The 17,468-nt window shown below is 44.7% G+C and carries 9 protein-coding genes; all 9 read right to left on the bottom strand.

What is annotated here, in order from left to right; all coding sequences use genetic code 11:
* Positions 1–245 precede the first annotated feature (245 nt).
* The 9 genes from QM629_RS06250 to QM629_RS06290 all read right to left on the bottom strand — a co-directional run bounded on the left by QM629_RS06250 (position 246) and on the right by QM629_RS06290 (position 16,741).
* Positions 246–1,343 carry a redoxin domain-containing protein gene (locus QM629_RS06250; RefSeq protein WP_415158297.1) on the bottom strand — a complete coding sequence of 366 codons (1,098 nt, stop codon included), beginning with the start codon at positions 1,341–1,343 and terminating at the stop codon, positions 246–248.
* Between the two features lie 381 nt (positions 1,344–1,724).
* Positions 1,725–4,808 carry a SusC/RagA family TonB-linked outer membrane protein gene (locus QM629_RS06255; protein WP_415158299.1) on the bottom strand — a complete coding sequence of 1,028 codons (3,084 nt, stop codon included), beginning with the start codon at positions 4,806–4,808 and terminating at the stop codon, positions 1,725–1,727.
* Between the two features lie 233 nt (positions 4,809–5,041).
* Positions 5,042–6,706, bottom strand: a complete 1,665-nt coding sequence (locus QM629_RS06260; RefSeq protein WP_415158301.1) for a RagB/SusD family nutrient uptake outer membrane protein — start codon at positions 6,704–6,706, stop codon at positions 5,042–5,044.
* A gap of 18 nt (positions 6,707–6,724) precedes the next feature.
* Complete coding sequence (locus QM629_RS06265; protein WP_415158303.1) at positions 6,725–9,760, bottom strand: SusC/RagA family TonB-linked outer membrane protein; 3,036 nt, start codon at positions 9,758–9,760, stop codon at positions 6,725–6,727.
* A 174-nt stretch (positions 9,761–9,934) separates the two neighbouring features.
* On the bottom strand, positions 9,935–10,933 hold the full coding sequence (locus tag QM629_RS06270) for a DUF4961 domain-containing protein (RefSeq protein WP_415158305.1): 999 nt from the start codon (positions 10,931–10,933) through the stop codon (positions 9,935–9,937).
* Between the two features lies 1 nt (position 10,934).
* Positions 10,935–11,366, bottom strand: a complete 432-nt coding sequence (locus tag QM629_RS06275; protein WP_415158307.1) for a DUF5004 domain-containing protein — start codon at positions 11,364–11,366, stop codon at positions 10,935–10,937.
* 27 nt (positions 11,367–11,393) lie between these two features.
* A complete protein-coding gene (locus QM629_RS06280) occupies positions 11,394–13,103 on the bottom strand; it encodes a RagB/SusD family nutrient uptake outer membrane protein (RefSeq protein WP_415158309.1) in 1,710 nt (569 codons plus the stop codon).
* A 365-nt stretch (positions 13,104–13,468) separates the two neighbouring features.
* A complete protein-coding gene (locus QM629_RS06285) occupies positions 13,469–15,862 on the bottom strand; it encodes a GumC family protein (protein ID WP_415158311.1) in 2,394 nt (797 codons plus the stop codon).
* A gap of 60 nt (positions 15,863–15,922) precedes the next feature.
* Positions 15,923–16,741, bottom strand: a complete 819-nt coding sequence (locus tag QM629_RS06290; protein WP_415158313.1) for a polysaccharide biosynthesis/export family protein — start codon at positions 16,739–16,741, stop codon at positions 15,923–15,925.
* Positions 16,742–17,468: the final 727 nt, after the last annotated feature.

Consider the following 17,468-nt stretch of genomic DNA (forward strand, 5'->3'; position numbering starts at 1 on the left):
GATGTAAAAAAAGTAAAAATCAATAATACCTGGCATCTTAATGAATATACAGCAGCCGCAAAAAAACTTATGCAAGCTTTAGACATTAACATATAATACGTACATTTTTCCAGGTTAGGGATTAATTTCAGCATGCAGGCTGAGCCTGATAAACAAAGAGGAACAAAAAAAGTTTTCTGTTTTCACTTTCAAAAGGGGAGTAGTGCGTTACATCCCCCACTTCAAAAAGTGCAGGATGCTGTTTATTAAAAACGGCTGCCAAATAGTTCCGATAGCTTTTTGTCCAGGTCTTCAACAGTTGTATTATCATATAAAGAATACCTGCCGGTAATTATGCCGTTCTTATCAATTAATATTTGTGCAGGAATAGGCATAAGGTTATATAATTTTCTCAATTCACCTTTAAAGCTTGCTTCCATCATATTGTCATGGGTTTTTAAAAACTCCATATCGCTTTTTGTAAATGCAAGAACATTGTGAAATAATGCAAGGCTGTCCTGCTTAATTGCTTTGCGCCAGGCATCATATTTTGCATCGCAGGCTACAGCAATGACTTCTAAACCCTTTGAATGATATTGTTTATACATGTTTTTAATATGCGGCGTTTGTTTCCTGCAAGGCACGCACCAGCTTGCCCAAAAGTCGAGTAATACATACTTATCTTTAAAATCAGATAAACGAAGCGGTTTGCCATTTACATCTTGTCGTGAAAAGTCAGGAGCTTTATGATTGATCCTGGAGTTAATTACATGCTCCTCCCTTTCTCTTTCTGTTTGAAAAGAATAGGTGTTTTTTATTGGACCGCCCGGCAGTTTATTTAATAAAACCAAAACTGAATCATAACTAAATCCAAGCTGCGTTAACCATGGAAGCGTTTTAACAACTGCCATTGAATTTGGGTTTTCCGTACTGAATTTAATCAATATGCCTGCTGTTTTTTGCTGGTAAAAATGAATTGAATCGTTTATATTTTTTTCTATTGAATCTTCACCGGATAATTTTTTCAATTCATCAAGTTTTTCAAAAAAGGGTTTTGTTTCACCTGATAAAAAAAGCCAGTCTTCATTGGTTTTACTTCCTGTAAGCTTTGCTTCCTTAAAATTACCGGCAGGCAGGTAAATCATCATATTGCCGCTGTCCAGGTAAAAATCTTCATAAATATTTTGCCTGCCATCAGAGGTTTGCCGGTTATCTGTAAGCGATGCCAATACCGGTTCTGATATAAATCCATTGAATTGAAATTGCCCGTTCTGAATTCTGGCAGCTTCAACATTTTTTATACCAGCGTCCCAATATTTCAGGTAAATTGTTCCTGTATCTTCTCCTTTGACTTCGCCAGACAAAGAATATTTTTTTAAAGACCGGGCTTGTAAAGAACAAGCTATAACAAGTACAATTGATGTGAATAGAAATACTTTCATAGCAAGCTTTTTAAATGTCAAAAAACTCTATGATGCATTTTTCCTGCTAATCCATAAGTTTTACCTCACTTTTTTTGATAAGCAGTTTAAGTAAGATGGCACCACGCTGTGCGAAAGCCTCTGTGCATAGCAGTTACCATAACCAGGCTTTCAGATTTGCTTGTCTCGTTTCTACACAACCTTAAAAAATACAAGCGCAGGGCTGCGCCGCATTATGCACAAAACCAGTGGTGCAGGCCTCCGCAAAAAAACTGCACTGTTACAAGCAGTGCAGAATTAAATATGCTATTTATCAATTATACATTACAACCCCACCTGTAAACCCACATTCATTACGCGCTGATTTAAGTAAGCATCGCCAACGGTATTGGTAGCCACTTCAGGATCCTGCTGGTATAGTGTAAAGTTCGTCCAGGTAAGCAGGTTATAACCGCTGAAATAGAACCTGGCATTATTGATTTTTAAAGGCAGCCATTTTTTGGGAAACTGGTAACCCAGCTCCACCGTTTTCATGCGCACATACATGGCATTCACCAGCCAGAAGCTGGAAGGATAGGCAGACGGGCTGCTTTCGTAGGATGCGTCAGAGCTTAACCTCGGAAATTTAGCATGGGATGCATGCTCTTCTGTCCACCTTAATAAATGCACCGGCTGCCACTGGCTTTGAAATGGCTGTATGCCAATGCCGGTAACCTGGAAGCTGTAATCGAATGCACCCTGGAACAGGATGCTCAGGTCAAGCCCCTTATAATGTATGCCGAATGTAATGCCTGCATTCAGGCTGGGGATGTTTGGCTTGCCGATAGGGCCTTCGTCACGCTCATCAATCACGCCGTCTTCATTCAGGTCTTTATATTTAAGGTCGCCGGGGTGTATGGATGAGGCATCAATATTGGGCTTTGCGCTCTTTTCAATATCGTCTTCGCTTGTATAAAACCCAATGGCTGTATAACCAAAAGGCTGGTCAATGGGATGGCCGGTGCGGGCAAGCCAGGGATAAGCCTGCGCAGGCTCATCCTCATACACGATCCTGTTTTTGGCATAAGAAAAAACGCCGGTTATATCATAGGCTACATGCCCGATGGTGTTTTGAAATTTAACGGAGCCTTCAAAACCATGGTTGCGCACACTGGCCAGGTTTTGCCTTGCCAGGCCCACGCCAATAATGGTGGGTATGGAACCGGGATAATAAAGCTGGTCGTACCTGAACTCGTTAAAATAATCAAGCTGTATGGATATTTTGTCTTTCAGCATATTAATATCAAGCCCCACATCGGCCTTTCTTGCTTTTTCCCACGTTACATCGGCATTGCCCAGGCTGCCTTCGTAAATTCCCTGTGAGGTATTGGCATTGGTGCCGAAATAATAATAGCCGCCCCTTGCATAAACCTGCTGGTATAAATAACGGTTGTCAATAACAGCGTCAGAGCCCACCAGGCCATACGAAGCGCGCAGCTTAAACAACTGGAAAACAGGCAGGGCATTTTTAAAGAAATCTTCCTGTGCAAGGTTCCAGCCAATGCTGCCCGCCGGGAATATACCATAACGGTGGCCTGTGCCAAAGCGGTCTGAACCATTATAGGCTGCATTAAAATCAACCAGGTATTTCTGTTTATAATCATAATCAAGTTTTAGGGTGGTGCCGCGTAGTTTTTGCGGCACAGCCAGCGTGGTGCCGTCTTTTGTAACATAGCTCTCCTGGTTAAACAGGGCGAAGGCAGAAAAATGGTTGTCGCCAAAAGTTCTTTCATAGCTAACGGAGCCCTGCACATTTAAACGCCTGTCAAAAAGATCGTTGCTGCCGCTTAATGAGAAAGGCGCCAGCTCGTACAACCCGTTTTTATCAAGCGTATAATTCCCCGCCGAATCATAATGGTAAGCCGGCGGCGTGCTGGTGCGGGATTGTGTTCTGGTAATATCGTTGGTGCCTGCATAAGCAATGCGCACAAAAGCAGACAGGCCTTTGGTTATAAAATCGAAACGCTGGTTCACATCAAACAACACATTAAAATCCGTTCTGCTGTTTCTGGTATAGCCCATGGTGGCCAGCCTTGCATTAATGGTGGGCACATTGGTAAGGTTAGGGCCGAAGGCATACGCATAACTGCCGTCAGGGTTTAATACCGGCGCGGCATACGGCGTTATGATGCCGTAATTATATATCTCGCTCATAATGCTGGTGGCTGTGGTGTTTGCATAAAATAAAGGCTCGTTAATTTGCCCGAACCTCCCGGAAACATCTAATCTCAGCTTGGTGGTTTTGGTGGCTTGTATGTCTAAGTTGCTTCTGAAATTATAGCGGTGATAAAAATAGTTGTTGTAAACGCCCTGGTTGCGCGGATCAGAAAAATTATGCAGGTTGCCATTCTGTGTAAAAGCGCCTGCTGATATAAAATACTTTACATTATCGGAGCCGCCGGAAATATCCACGTTGGTATTTGCCTGCAGGGAGCCGCTTTTAAAAACCACATCATACCAGTTTACATCAGGATAAACATAAGGCGCATCATGCGTTTTATAATGTGCCAGCTCCGATTGGGAGAACTGGGGCTGCAGGCCATCATTGGATAAAGCTTCGTTCACCAGGGAAGCAGACTGGTATGCATTTAAGAATTGAGGCACTTTGGTTGGCGAATTATAACCGCTTTCTACCCGCACATTCACCTGCGGTGCGCCGGAAGCGCCGCGGCGTGTTTTCACGATCAAAACGCCATTGGCGCCTTTAATGCCATATACGGCAGTGGTGGATGCATCTTTCAGGATAGATATGCTTTCAATTTCGTTTACGTTTATCTGGGAAAGCTGTTCATACGTGTATTCAATATCATCCACAATGATCAATGGCTTATTGCCATCGGCGTTCAGTGAACTCACGCCACGGATAAAAAAGTCTGATGCATCTTTGCCCGGCTGCCCGCCCCGCTGCACGGAGAATACGCCCGGCACCTTGCCCTGCAACGTGTTTTGCACGGAAGAGGTTGGGATGCGCTTTATTGATTCGCCGGAAAGGGTGCTTACTGCACCTGTATTGGTTACCCTTTTTTTTGTGCCGTAACCTACCACCACTACCTGGTCAAGCCCCTGGTCATTGGGCTGCAGGATTATTTCCAGTGATCTTGATACGTCTTCAATTTTTACTTCCTGTGTTACATAGCCAATATTTGAGACAACCAGCGTTTTCGACCTGCCCTTTAAGGTAAGGGAGAAATTCCCGCCGGCATTGGTGGCGGCGCCATTGGCCGGCAAACCCTTCTCCACCACAGATGCAGATACCAGCGGGCCTTCCATATTCTTTACAGTGCCCTTAACGGTCTGGGCCTGCAAAGCAGGTGTTAAGCCCAGGCAGAAAAAGAATGGTGATATGAATGAAAAAAATCTTGTCATCATAATGATTTTTATAATTTTTTTTTGATGTTCTGTTCATTAATGGTGTGCATCGTTCTAACGAATTATACTGGTTAATAACAGATGACACTCCTTCCTTGCAGCTTGTCCGCAGTAGCGGATCGCAACACTTGTGCTGCATATTTTTAAGCAGCTTCAGCATCAATCTCACACTTTCCATCCAACAATACAGCCCGGCTTTATGCCCGCAGCCCACACAGCTTGCAGCTTTCCGCTTACCAGCCCGGGTTTTGCTTTAGCTGCGCATTGCTTACCATTTCCGTATAGGGTATGGGATAGAAATACATTTTTGATTCATCAAAAGCTGTGGTAAGCACAGACGCTGCCGTATAGGTAAGCCCGCTTGTGGTGCTGGTGATATTCATTGCATGCAGCGGATGGCTGTTATATACCTCGCCTGCAATTTTCCACCGGCGTATATCCCAGTACCGGCATTCTTCAAAAGCCAGCTCTTTATGCCTTTCATTGCGGATGATGGTGCGCAATGAATCCTGCGACAGGGTGCGGTCTAAAGTATATGGGCTTAAACCGGCCCTTTCCCTTACCTGTTCTACGGCAGTGAAAGCATCATCCGAAGGGCCACCGTATTCATTCAATGCTTCGGCATACGTTAATAAAACATCAGCATAACGGAAATATATTACATCGTGGTAATGGCTTTCATAAGCGGTGGTATTTTCAAAATGGCCCATAAACTTGCGCAGGTAATAACCGGTTTGCGTTTGCACCGTTGAGCCGCCGGGCCTGCTTACCCCGCCTATATAGGTTTCAATGGCTGTGCTCAGCCACTGGGCGCCATTGTACAAGACCGTATAGCCCAGGCGCGGGTCTCTGTTGGTATAGGGATCGGTGCTGTCGTAACCTGAGTTGGCATCATAAATCTCTAACCCGTTGGCCATGCCGTAAGCATTTACCAGTTCCTGCGTGGGGCTTGTGTTGCCCGATCCGGCTGCAGCCGAAAAACCAACAGGGCCATTGGTTGATTCAATGGTGGTGCCTGTTGTATTGTTCTTGGTAAAAATCACTTCATTGCTGCGCTGGCTGATGAATATGTCAACAAAATCCGGCTCCAGGCTGTAAATGCCCTGGCTTATTATTTCTTTGGCTGCATTGGCTGCAAGCTGCCACCGGCTTACATTATAATCGGTATAACCATTTAATGAATCACCCACATTGCCGCCGTTATATAAAGGGCTGGCGGCAAACAGCAGCGCCCTTGCTTTTAAAGCCCTTGCGCCATCTTTGGTAAACCGGCCATAGTCTTCATCATCAGCCGGGTCATCACGCAAACTGTCTATAGCCTTGTTGCATTCACTTACAATATAACTGATGCAGGTGGCAAAGGAACTGCGGGGTATTTCAATATCATCCTCCAGCGTTTTTAAAGAATCGCCCAGTACAGGCACACCGCCATAGCGCTTTACCAGCTCCCAGTAAAAAAATGCACGCAACGCCCTTGCTTCGCCAAACCAGGAACTTTTTTCCGTGGCATTCTTTAACGGCACCACGCCAAAATTGTTCAGGAAATTGGTTGCCATTCTTATGCCTTCATAACAGTCGGCCCAGGTATCATCCGGGTTGCTGAAAATGGTAATACCATTTGTGGCAAGCAGGGTAACAGGCTGTGCGCTTGTTTGGGAAGTGACTGCATCATCGGAGCCGGCATCCAAAAAATCTTTGGTAATGCGGTTGGCTATTTCGGGCAGCGCAGCATAAATGGTAAACAAATATTCGCTTGCATAAATGCCGTTTGAATCCTTTGTGTCCCATATATAATCCGGCGTTACGGTTTCAACCGGCACATCTTCATACTTCCTGCATGCGCTTACAGCGATAAGGAAACCCGCAGCCAAAACAAATAAGGCAGTATATTTTTTCATAATGATCATGATCGTTGCTTAAAACTTAACATTGACGCCAACATTTATCACCCGCTGGTTAGGATACACCTGGCTATACACTTCCGGGTCAACCCGTGAAAAATCTGCATGTGTAAGCAGGTTCAGCCCGTTTGCAAAAACCCTTAGCTGGTTCAGTTTAAGGCGGTGCAGCATTCTATACGGGAAAGAATAGCCGATCTCTGCATTTTTTAAACGGAAGTAATTGCCATTGCGCAGCCAGTACGTGCTTGTTACATCGTTATTGGTGTTTGAACCGGGGGTGAGCCTTGGAAAAGTGGAAGCCGTACCTGTTTCCGGCGTCCATCTTCCAATAATATAGGTATAGGCCTGCAGCGACCCGGAATAGCCAAAGGAATAATCATCCAAAATGTATTTCCTGTTGGCAACGCCCTGCAGCAGCACGCTTATATCAAAACCTTTATAACTCATGTTTGCCGTAATGCCATAATACACCAGCGGCTTCTCTTCACCTATGGCAGTTTGATCGTATTGGTTAATGATGCCATCGCTGTTCAGGTCTTTATATTTTATATCGCCGGTCTGCAGCGTATAGCCGGCAAGCGTGGCGCCGGATTCTGCTTCTGCCTGCGTTTGAATAAGGCCTTCTGCCACATAACCGAAAGTCATGTCCACCGGTTTTCCTGTGCGCACATTCCATGGATAGGCTTCTTCTATTTCATCGCTGAAAACCACCCTCGATTGCTGGAAAGAAACATTGCCGCTGATGGCGTAATTAAAATCCCTGTAATTGTTTTGATAAGTGGCCTGCAGCTCTGCGCCTGAATAATTGTTGATGCCCAGGTTCTCAAGCGGGTAGCCAATGCCCAGCAGGGAAGATTGCTTGCCGCGGTACTGCAGCAGGTCATAATACCTGTTGTTATAATAATCTGCGGTAAGCAGGAAAGTATTTTTGAAGAAAGCGGCATCAAGGCCCACATTGTATTTATCTGCTTTTTCCCAGGTAACATTCGGATTTGCCAAAGTGGTTTGCTGGGTAACCTTTTGGGAAGACCTGTTGATGCCAACCGGGTAAGTGGGTATTACCACATCAATGGTATATGCTTCCCGCCAGGTATAATAACCCACATTGTCATTGCCGGTTTTGCCATAGGTTGCCCGCAGCTTGAGGTTGTTGATCCATTTTAGATTGCTGTTGTTTTTAATAAAATTTTCTTTAGAAATATTCCATCCCAGGCCGCCTGCATAAAACCAGCCGAATTGTTTGCCCGGCGGATAACGGTCGTTGCCGCTGTAATTCACGGCTGCTTCGGCAAAATATTTTCCGTCAAAATCATACGTGCCGGCTATGGCAATGTTTTGATTGGTTTCGGGCAGGTCATAGTTAAAAATGCTTTCATGCCTGTCGTAAAAACTTTTCACGGTGAAATTGTTTTTTTTGATAGAACGGGTATAGCCAACGGCGCCCTGCAAATACCAGAACTGGGCGCTGTAGGTAAGATTGAAAGTATTCACCTGGTCTGTAACAGAGCCATAGCGGTTATACGTGGTATCGCTTCCGCTCACCGAAAATTTATAGGATGGCACGCCGGCGCTTCTGTCGGTTGAGTTGGACGCAAATACAGATACATTGCTTTGCACTTTGGCCCACAGCCCGGGCACAAACTGGTCGAACCTGTAATTCAGTTCCAGGTTTGAAAAAATATCCCTTTCATAATCCTGTATATAACCAGACTGCGTGAGTTGCGCATATAAATTGCTCTGGAATGTTTGCGAGCCGCCAAAGGAGCCATCGGGGTTCAGTACAGGGTAAGCGTTATTGGGCGTTGTGTACATCTGGCTGATGATAGCGTCTGTGCCGCCGCCCGGCTGGTTATCGTCCTGCACGCGGGCAAACATCTGCAGCCGGGCGTTAAAATATTTTGTTACATCCACGTCTATGTTCGAGTTAACGGTATAGCGCCTGATGGTGGCATTGGTGGCATAATCCGCGTTGCTCCCTTTAAAGGCCGCATCATCGGCCAGGTAACCTAATCCTACTGCATACCGTGCCGTAGCGCCGCCGCCGCTTACGTTAAGGCTATACCTGCTCATTAAAGAGCTGTTCTTTAAAATGGTTTTAAACCAGTTAACATCCGGATGGCCGTAAGGGTCTGAATGGTCTTTATAGGCCTGGAAATCATCTTCGGTATAAGCAAGGGACTTGCCTTCGTTTGCCAAAGCTTCGTTATACAGGTAAGCGTATTTATAGGCAGGCAGCGGATCCGGCAAACCTATGGATGACTGTGCGCCCGTTTGTGCGGTTAAAGAAACATGCGGCTTGCCCGATACCGGCTTTTTTGTGGTAACCAGTATTACGCCCCTTGAGCTTCGCTGGCCAAGCAAAATAGTGGAAAGCCCGTCTTTTAATACGGTTACAGATTCAATATTTTCCGGGTCAATGGTGTAAATATCTCTTTGCACGCCATCAATGATGGTTACAGGCTGCTGGCCGCGCAGGGCCATTGAGATTTCTGTATTATCATTTGGTGCACTGGCGCCTTTGGAGGTGGGGTAATACAGGCCATTCAGATCCTGAGAGGCCAATGCAGCATTGTTGGTGCTTTCCCATCCGCGTGATTGCTGTGTATATAAACCGGGCAGCCTTCCTGATAAAGCATAAGCGTATAATGATGCAGGCGTGGATGTTAACTGGCCGGTGTAAATGCCTGAAACCGATCCCAGGATTTTAGCGTTATCTTTTGTTTCATACAACACCTCTGTTTTACCGGGCGCGGAAAAAACAGCGGGCGCAAGCTTTACAATAATTATAGTGGATGAATCCTGTACTGAGGTAGCGGTTGTTTTAAAATTCGGGTAAGAAAATTCAAGCACATCATTGTGCATGGCTGTTATGCTAAACATGCCGTCAGCGCCCGTGCTTGCAGAAGCCGCATTTTTTTTGGAAGTTACGGTAACCCCGGAAAGCGCACGCCCATATTCATCAACAACGCTGCCGGTAACGGTAAACTGCTGTGCTCTTGTTTTTGCAAACAGGCAGGCAGTAAAAAACAGGAGCATTAAAAATTTTTTCATACAACAATTTGTTTTAGCAGTAAGAGCGCTGTACATAGTGGGTGTATTTCAAATTTTCGCAGGTGGGAATCACCACCCACCTGTAGAACCCGCTACCGGTGGGTGAGACACCGACCGCAGTGCCGCGTATGAAGCGAAAATTTGAAATGTGCCCGTACATGGTTCAGCCGTTATTTATTTACATTTAAAAGTGTATTTAAAAGGGTCTGCGGTATTGCCATAGCCTGTTTTTATGGCGCCGGTTTCATCTGTGAAATAATATTGTATCTGTTTAAGGCTTACACCGTTTGGCAGGCTAAAAAATTTCTTTGGCCATAAATCTATGCGCCATTGTTTTGTATCAAACAGCGTGAGCTGTGTTTGTGCTGAAGGGTCGCATACTTCCATACTGTCGCCGGTGGTTGTATATGCCTTTGCACAGAAGTAAATATTGCTCTTGTTTTTAAGTGCAGATGTGTCCAGGTTGCCGTTGTACTTAATGGTGATGATATCATTTTCCGTGGCGCTGGTTGGCTCTGCCGAACCGATCTGCGGGTTGCACATATCTTCCACATCCTGTGTGGCATCGGAGCCGATCACTTCCATGCAGGCGCCAAACTGGCTTTGATAATACCCGGAGTTTGCATCTGATAACCCGTCTTCGTCTTCACATATTGCATAGCCGGGCTTAAAGCTTAAATAATCCGTGCCTGTTTTTATGCTGATATAAATTTTGCCGTTTACAGTTTTGCCATTTTCTACCGAAAGTTTATTATCGCTCCAGAAAGCCACCCATTCCAGATCGTTGATGTAGTTAGCGCCAATGCTGAATTTGTTCATCATGGCGGTGGGGTAAGCCAGCCCGGTGGAAGGCTCGGTTGTGCCATCGGGTATCACCACCATTTTGCCATTGCCGGCATCGCTGGTATAGGTCATGGTCGTATTGTTTGCAGCATCCCACGCTTTGGGAACACATATTGCCACCACCTGGCGGTCGGTACGGTCATAATTTGTTTCAGACCATTGAATGGAAATGACCATGTGCGCAGAATCGCCGGGCGTTACCGTTGCGTCCTGGCTTACAATAGTTAAGGTAGAAGTGCAGGCAGTGATAATCAAACCTGCAAAAGCAATAAACAGCAACAGGTAAACAGCTCTTCTGTACGATTTCTTATTCCTGGATTTTGCCTGCATACTATGGGTTCATTTTTTCAAACGTATATATGTAAGTATTGGAATAACAGCCCGGGCTGAATGTGATGCTTAAAGTTCGCTGGCCCCCGGATACGGGCGTTGCAATGCTGCCTGTATAAGATGTGGTGCTGTCTGTGGGCGTAAGCGTTAAGTTGTACGGGTACTGCGGGTCATCAGACGACCAGGTGCCCGAGGCTGTATTTACAAGGAAAGGGATATTGTTTCCCTCCAGCGTATAAGTTTTATCGCCTGAAAGCGTAAGCCTGAAGCCGGCGGAATCCACATAAGCCGTTATGTCAACAGCATTCCTGGTAATATCAGCGATGCGCCAGGTGGCGTTCAGGTCTTTTACCGGTTCCGCCAGCACTTCTTTTTTGGGTGTGCAGGATGCAATGAATGCCATGAGCACAACCGATAAAAATATTTTTCGCACAAGCATATTTTAATAATTATAAGTTGATCAATATCCGGGGTTTTGCAAGAGGTCTGTTGATTTGGCTGTTTCGCTTTGCGGTATGGGCCACAGGTACATAGCCGTTCGGAAGACGCGTTTGCGCACATCCTCAATTTCATAAGTAAACGAACCGTCCGTATTTTTTATAACATTCATTCCTGTCATTGTCTGGCTGTCTGTCTGGCCTGCTATCTTCCATCTTCTTACATCCCAGAACCTTGATTCTTCAAAGGCGAGCTCCACCCTTCTTTCATGCTGGATAACGGTGCGCATTTCATCCTGGGTCAATCCTGTTTGCAGCGTGTAAGGATCGAGGCCTGCCCGCGCCCTTATTTGCTCCACGGCATCATATACCTCCTGCACCGGGCCTTCATATTCATTCAAAGCTTCTGCATACATCAGCAAAATATCCGCATACCGCATTAATGGCAAACAGCGGGCGCTTGAAGAGAAAAGGTAATTAGGCACCACATTATCATTGCACATCTTATTGCCATAATAACCGGTTGGCGTGCCATCGCCGAAGCCATCGCCATTGGGCTCGCCATCATACGTATAAACAGGCTCCAGGGAACTATATGCCACATATATTTCTGAAAGGTTGTGCGTAACGGTATAATCCAGGCGGGGATCCCTGTTGGTATAAGGGTCTTGCGCATTGTAACCGGAAGCAGCGTCTGTAATGGCCAGCCCGTTTTTCATTTCAAAAGCGTCAACCAGGTTTTGATAAGGAAATGAACCGGTGGTAGAAGAGCCGCCTCTTGACGGCGGGCGCCACAATGTTTCAAGGTCCCAGTTATTGGCTTCCATCCAGGCAAAGATGTATTCACTGTTTACCCTTGTTTGAAACAGGTTATAGAAACCATAGCCGGAGGCCGTAGTATTATCAATATTCAGGCTGTATATGCCCAGGTCTATCACCGCTTTGGCGGCATCGGCGGCCACCTTCCACCGGGCAGCATCATAAGCCGGGTAACTTACTGTGGCTTTTAATGTGGCATCATCTGTTTCTGCGCCGCCATTAAACAAAGGGCTGGCGGCATATAATAAAACCCGGGCTTTCAAAGCCAGCGCTGCGCCCTCGGTGGCCCTTCCATAATCAAGGCCGGTATAAGTGAGCGGCAATAAAGATGCAGCCAGGTCGCATTGTTCTGTTATGTAATCCACGCATGCTTCATACGTGTTTCTTGCGGTGCTTATATCATCACTTTCGGTATAAACCGTATCGCCAATAAGCGGCACGCCGCCATAATGTTTCAGCATAATGGCATAATACCACGCCCGTAAAAAAACAGCTTCGCCCCTTGTTCTGCTCTTTAAGGCATCGGGGAAGGGTATGGATGATAAATGTTTTAAGAACTGGTTTACGGCTCTTATCTGCGCGTATGATGTGCTCCATGCATCTGTGGCAATGCTATATGGGGTTACGCTGCCGGCGGCAAACTGCGTATATACCGTAACGCTGGTGGACAAAGGGCCTTCGGCTTCATCTGAACAGGCATCAAGGCCGGCGGCACTGCTGAACCGGGATAGGCTGAAGCTGAAATTTGTATTTATGTAAACGTTTGTCAGGAAGTCCATTGATCTTGAACTGTCGGAAAAAACGGATGCCTCATCCAGGTCAGTTGTTGTGGTTTTATCAAGAAAATTTTCTTTTGTGCAGGCCGTAAATAAACAAACACAAGCAGTAAAGGCACCAAAGAATAATCGCTTCATATAATCGTTATTAATATAATAGTCACCCCATTTTTTTGCAACCGCTATCAGGCTTTATTATTTCTTTATTATTTTTTATAGTGCGCAAGGGATAAATTAGTGAATAATATTTCATTGTCAGACCTCACCCCCAACCCCTCCCGAATGGTCGGGACAAGTTCTCCAAAGGAGAGGGGAGCTAAAACCGAACAACACAAAATCACTTTTTTACACCTTGCAGCGTATAAAAGATTTAATTTTAAAATAATCCGTATTCAATACTCACTTTGCAGGGGTTTACAATTAAACATTGAGCATTGCATATTGAATATTGTGTATTTGTCTTAGATCAACAAGAATAATAAATAAGCTGACTTGAATAATAATTATGCCGTATGCGACCGGCGTTTTTTTCTGCCGGGGAATGATCTGCGCTCACTATAATAACCCCGGCTATTGTTATAACCATAAGTGTAACCGTAACCAGGCACCCGCTTTATATCGTTGAACACGATACTGATGTTTTTGAATTTTTTTTCGTTTGCAAGCCCCTGTATAAGGTTGACCTGTTTTTTATACGTAAACCGCTGGCGTACCACATACAGCGCTGTATCCACATAATTTCGCAATAACAAAGCATCGGTTACAAGCCCCACCGGCGCACAGTCAACAATAATGTAATCAAATTCCGGCCTTACTTCATCAAACAACTGCTTAACCCTGTCATCGTGCGCCAACAATTCAGCCGGGTTCGAAGGCAATGTGCCCGGGCCAATATAATAGCAATCCGGATGGAGGCTGGTGGGCCGTAGAATATCTTTTACGTTTATGTCAGAGAGGATATAATTCGAAAATCCTTCGCTGTTATTGGCGCCCAGTATTGAATAAATATGCGGCCTGCGCAAATCCAGCTCCATAACAAGCGCTTTCCTGCCGGAAAGAGCGATGGCCGCGGCCAGGTTCACCGCAACAAAGGACTTGCCTTCCCCTCCCATGCTCGATGTAACCAATACAGTCTTATCTGAAACGCCCGGTAAAAGAAAATGCAGGTTTGTTCTCAGCGCCCTGAATTGTTCCGCCACCTGGCTCCTGCCATCTTTGGAAACAACAATTGATTTTCTGTCTTTATTATGGTTGATGTCTGCAACCACAGGTACATATGTGGCATTGGTTATATCATTCGTTGTAATAACCCTTGTATTCAGCAATTCTTTCAGAAAGATAACAACAGAAGGCACCAGCAGGCCAAGAAATACAGCGCAGGGAATTAAGATAACCCATGTTGGAAAGAATGGCATGGGGCCGCGCTTCACTTCATCAATAATGCGTATGGGGCCAATATTACTGGATTTGGAAACTTCCGTTTGTTCACGTGTTTGCAGCAGATAGAGATATAATTGCTGCACCACATTCTGTTTCCTCGTGTAATCAATATAAATGCGCTCTTTTGTGGGCACTTTTTTTATGGAACCGGCAACCTGGTTATTCCTGTTCTGCAATTCATTTTGCTCTGTAGCGACGCCTTTTTTAAAAGTGCTCATCATGCTCAGCAGGTCGCCGCGCAATTGCGAGAGCTGTATATCTATGCTTTTTACATTGGGGTTCTGCTCGGTGGAATTTTGCAGGTAGCCCTGGCGCTGCAGCTGAAGGGTATTGTATTTCTCCAGTGTTTGCACAAAAGCGGCATCCTGTATGGGCGCCGTGGTGGGCATTACCCTTGTGTTGTTATGCTCATCCAGCAGGTATTTTTCCAGGTCGTCCACCACTTTTAGCTGAACCTGTTTATCAGCAAGGTTGTTGCTTACAGAACTGGAAAGTGAAAGAAGCTGCTTGGAGTCGTCTGAAATATCGGTTATGCCATTCGCTTTCTTAAAAGTTTCAATATCCTTATCAATATTATTCAGGTCTTCAGATACATTTATAAGCCGGTTATTAATAAAAGATATGGTGCTGTCGGCTATCCTGTTTTGATTATCCACATCAGATTTCACATACAGGTTAAGCATGTGCCGCAGCATATCTTCGTTCTTTTGCGGGCACTGGGCAGTTATGCTAAGATCAATGATATTTACATATTCGGTGGTGGTAATGGCTTCTATATCGTCCATTAAAGCTTTTAAAGTGGCGTGGTAACTGTTAATAACGAGGCCAAGGTGGCGGTTGGGATTTTTAATTTCGGCTTCAGGGTTTCTTTCCAATACCCAGCTTCCATACCAGAATGTAAGCGTATCGCCATAGGAAGCAGTAAAACTGCTGTCGGTATCCTCATCTTCAAACCACACTTTGGTATCGCTGGCTTTTACATTGTATTCAACCGGTTCAATAATCTTATCATCATTTAAATACAATACATGTATGAAGTAAGGCGATTTTTTATAGATCTCTTCAAACCGGATATCATTCTTGCCAAAATACTGAAGGTTCAGTTCAAGATCGTGCATGGTGGTTTCAATGATGGTTCTCGAATGAATTATTTCCAGCTCGTTTGAAACGGAGTTGGGATACGAATTTTTACCCAGGTCGCCAAGCAGGGTAGCCTGGTCGGTGCCCACAATCTGCCGCCCCTGCGAATTGTAGCCATTCACAAGCACCCTGCCCATTACGTTGTAATAGGGCGATGTATAAAAAAATATGAAGGTGGCCAGCACAAGGAATAAAAAAACGGATAATGCATACCAGTACCAGTTGCCAAACACCTTGCCCACGAGAAACTTAACATCAATATCGTGATGCGGGGAAACGTTCCTGCTTACATTTAAATCATTGTATGAGTCCTGCATAACAGCTTCCTGAACTTTATCAAGTTAACAACAAAAATTATGATGCCAGGTTATGAATTATTACAGTGTTAAACGCGCTATAATAACGATCATCAGGGAAATGGCACTGGCAATAACGGCTATATCCCTTACCCTGTAGTTACTTTCGCCTGCCACCTTATCTTCTGTGGGCTCTACATATAAAACATCATCCGGCTTGAGGTAAAAATAAGGCGATGATATGGCTGTTGTGCTGTCTAAATTAAGCCGCACAATTTGTTTGGCGCCGGTGGCATCAGTCCTTATCAGCATCACATTATCTTTTCTGCCTGAAACCGTTATATCGCCGGCCAGGCCAAGCGCATCGAAGATGGTGGGGTTTTCATTAGGCACCAGGAAGGTGGTGGGGTTTCTTACTTCGCCCAAAACGGTAATCTTATAATTGGCAAACCTTACATTAACAACAGGGTCTTTAAAATAAACAGATATTTTTTGCGTAACCAGGTCTTTTACCTGTTTCGAGGTAAGGCCTTTCACCATTACATCGCCAATATAAGGCAGGTGCACGTTGCCATCCTTGTCAACAAGATAGCCGGCGATGATGGACTGGCTGGCATTTCTGTCGCCCAGGCTGCTTATAGCGCCCGAATTTAATGGCAGGTTTCCCTGGTTTAAAACGGTATTTGCCTGGGGATCGAGTGTTTGAATATTAATATTAAGCACATCATCAATGCGCACAATGGCCGGAGGCGGTGTTAAGGTTTGCAATATTTTTTGCGCGCTTGTGGAATCGGGCACATCCTTAAAATAAGATACACGCTGAATTTTGCAGGATGCGAGGTTAACAACAAGCAGAAACACTAATGAATAAGTAAATAGCCGCGAAGCATTTTGAAACATTCTTAGTTAATTTATTCTTTTCCCAAAAGCAGACAAAAATAACTGCACCCGCCATTAACGCCAAATTAATAATCCTGCAAATACAAAGGGCTGAATGTGAACTGGAGGTTCAAATTTCAATCTTTTATAACCAGTAAATTAAGGCCCGATCTACCGTCAGATTATTTACCAAATTGTTTTTGGCACAAGCATTGAAAAATGACAATGAATGGAACAGGAGGCTATATTATAAAGCTATGATTTCGAAAATAAGATTTTCGAGAAGCACTCATTTCCATTTTATTCTTCGTGTTAATAACCTGTCTTCCTTTAATGCATTGATATTGATTTCTCCAGATGATATAGATTCAACAGTTCCTGAAAAATTGGTCAGATTGTTTCCTTCGCCATCTCTATAGCTAATCACAGCGTCACCATTCGCGGAATTACAAGCGGAATCGCAAAGCGTTTTAACTACTCCCGAATCAGGAACGTTAGTAATATCCAATCTAAAGTTTACATCACTTGTTAGTAATGCTGTAACAATATTAGCATAATTTCCCAGCGAAACCCCAAGGCAGACGCATTAAAATTCTTATGAAGAGCCATCGGCTCGATTCAATTTTGTAAAGCCGTGCTTTAGCACGGTTATAGATGAGTTTCCATAGAAATAAGTGCCATCGGCACGGTGCATAATGTAACGAGCCGATGGCTCTCAACAACATTTTGATAGTTTCAAACGGGTTGA

The organism is Parafilimonas sp. (genome assembly GCF_047606085.1).
In the GTDB taxonomy this organism is placed as follows: domain Bacteria; phylum Bacteroidota; class Bacteroidia; order Chitinophagales; family Chitinophagaceae; genus Parafilimonas.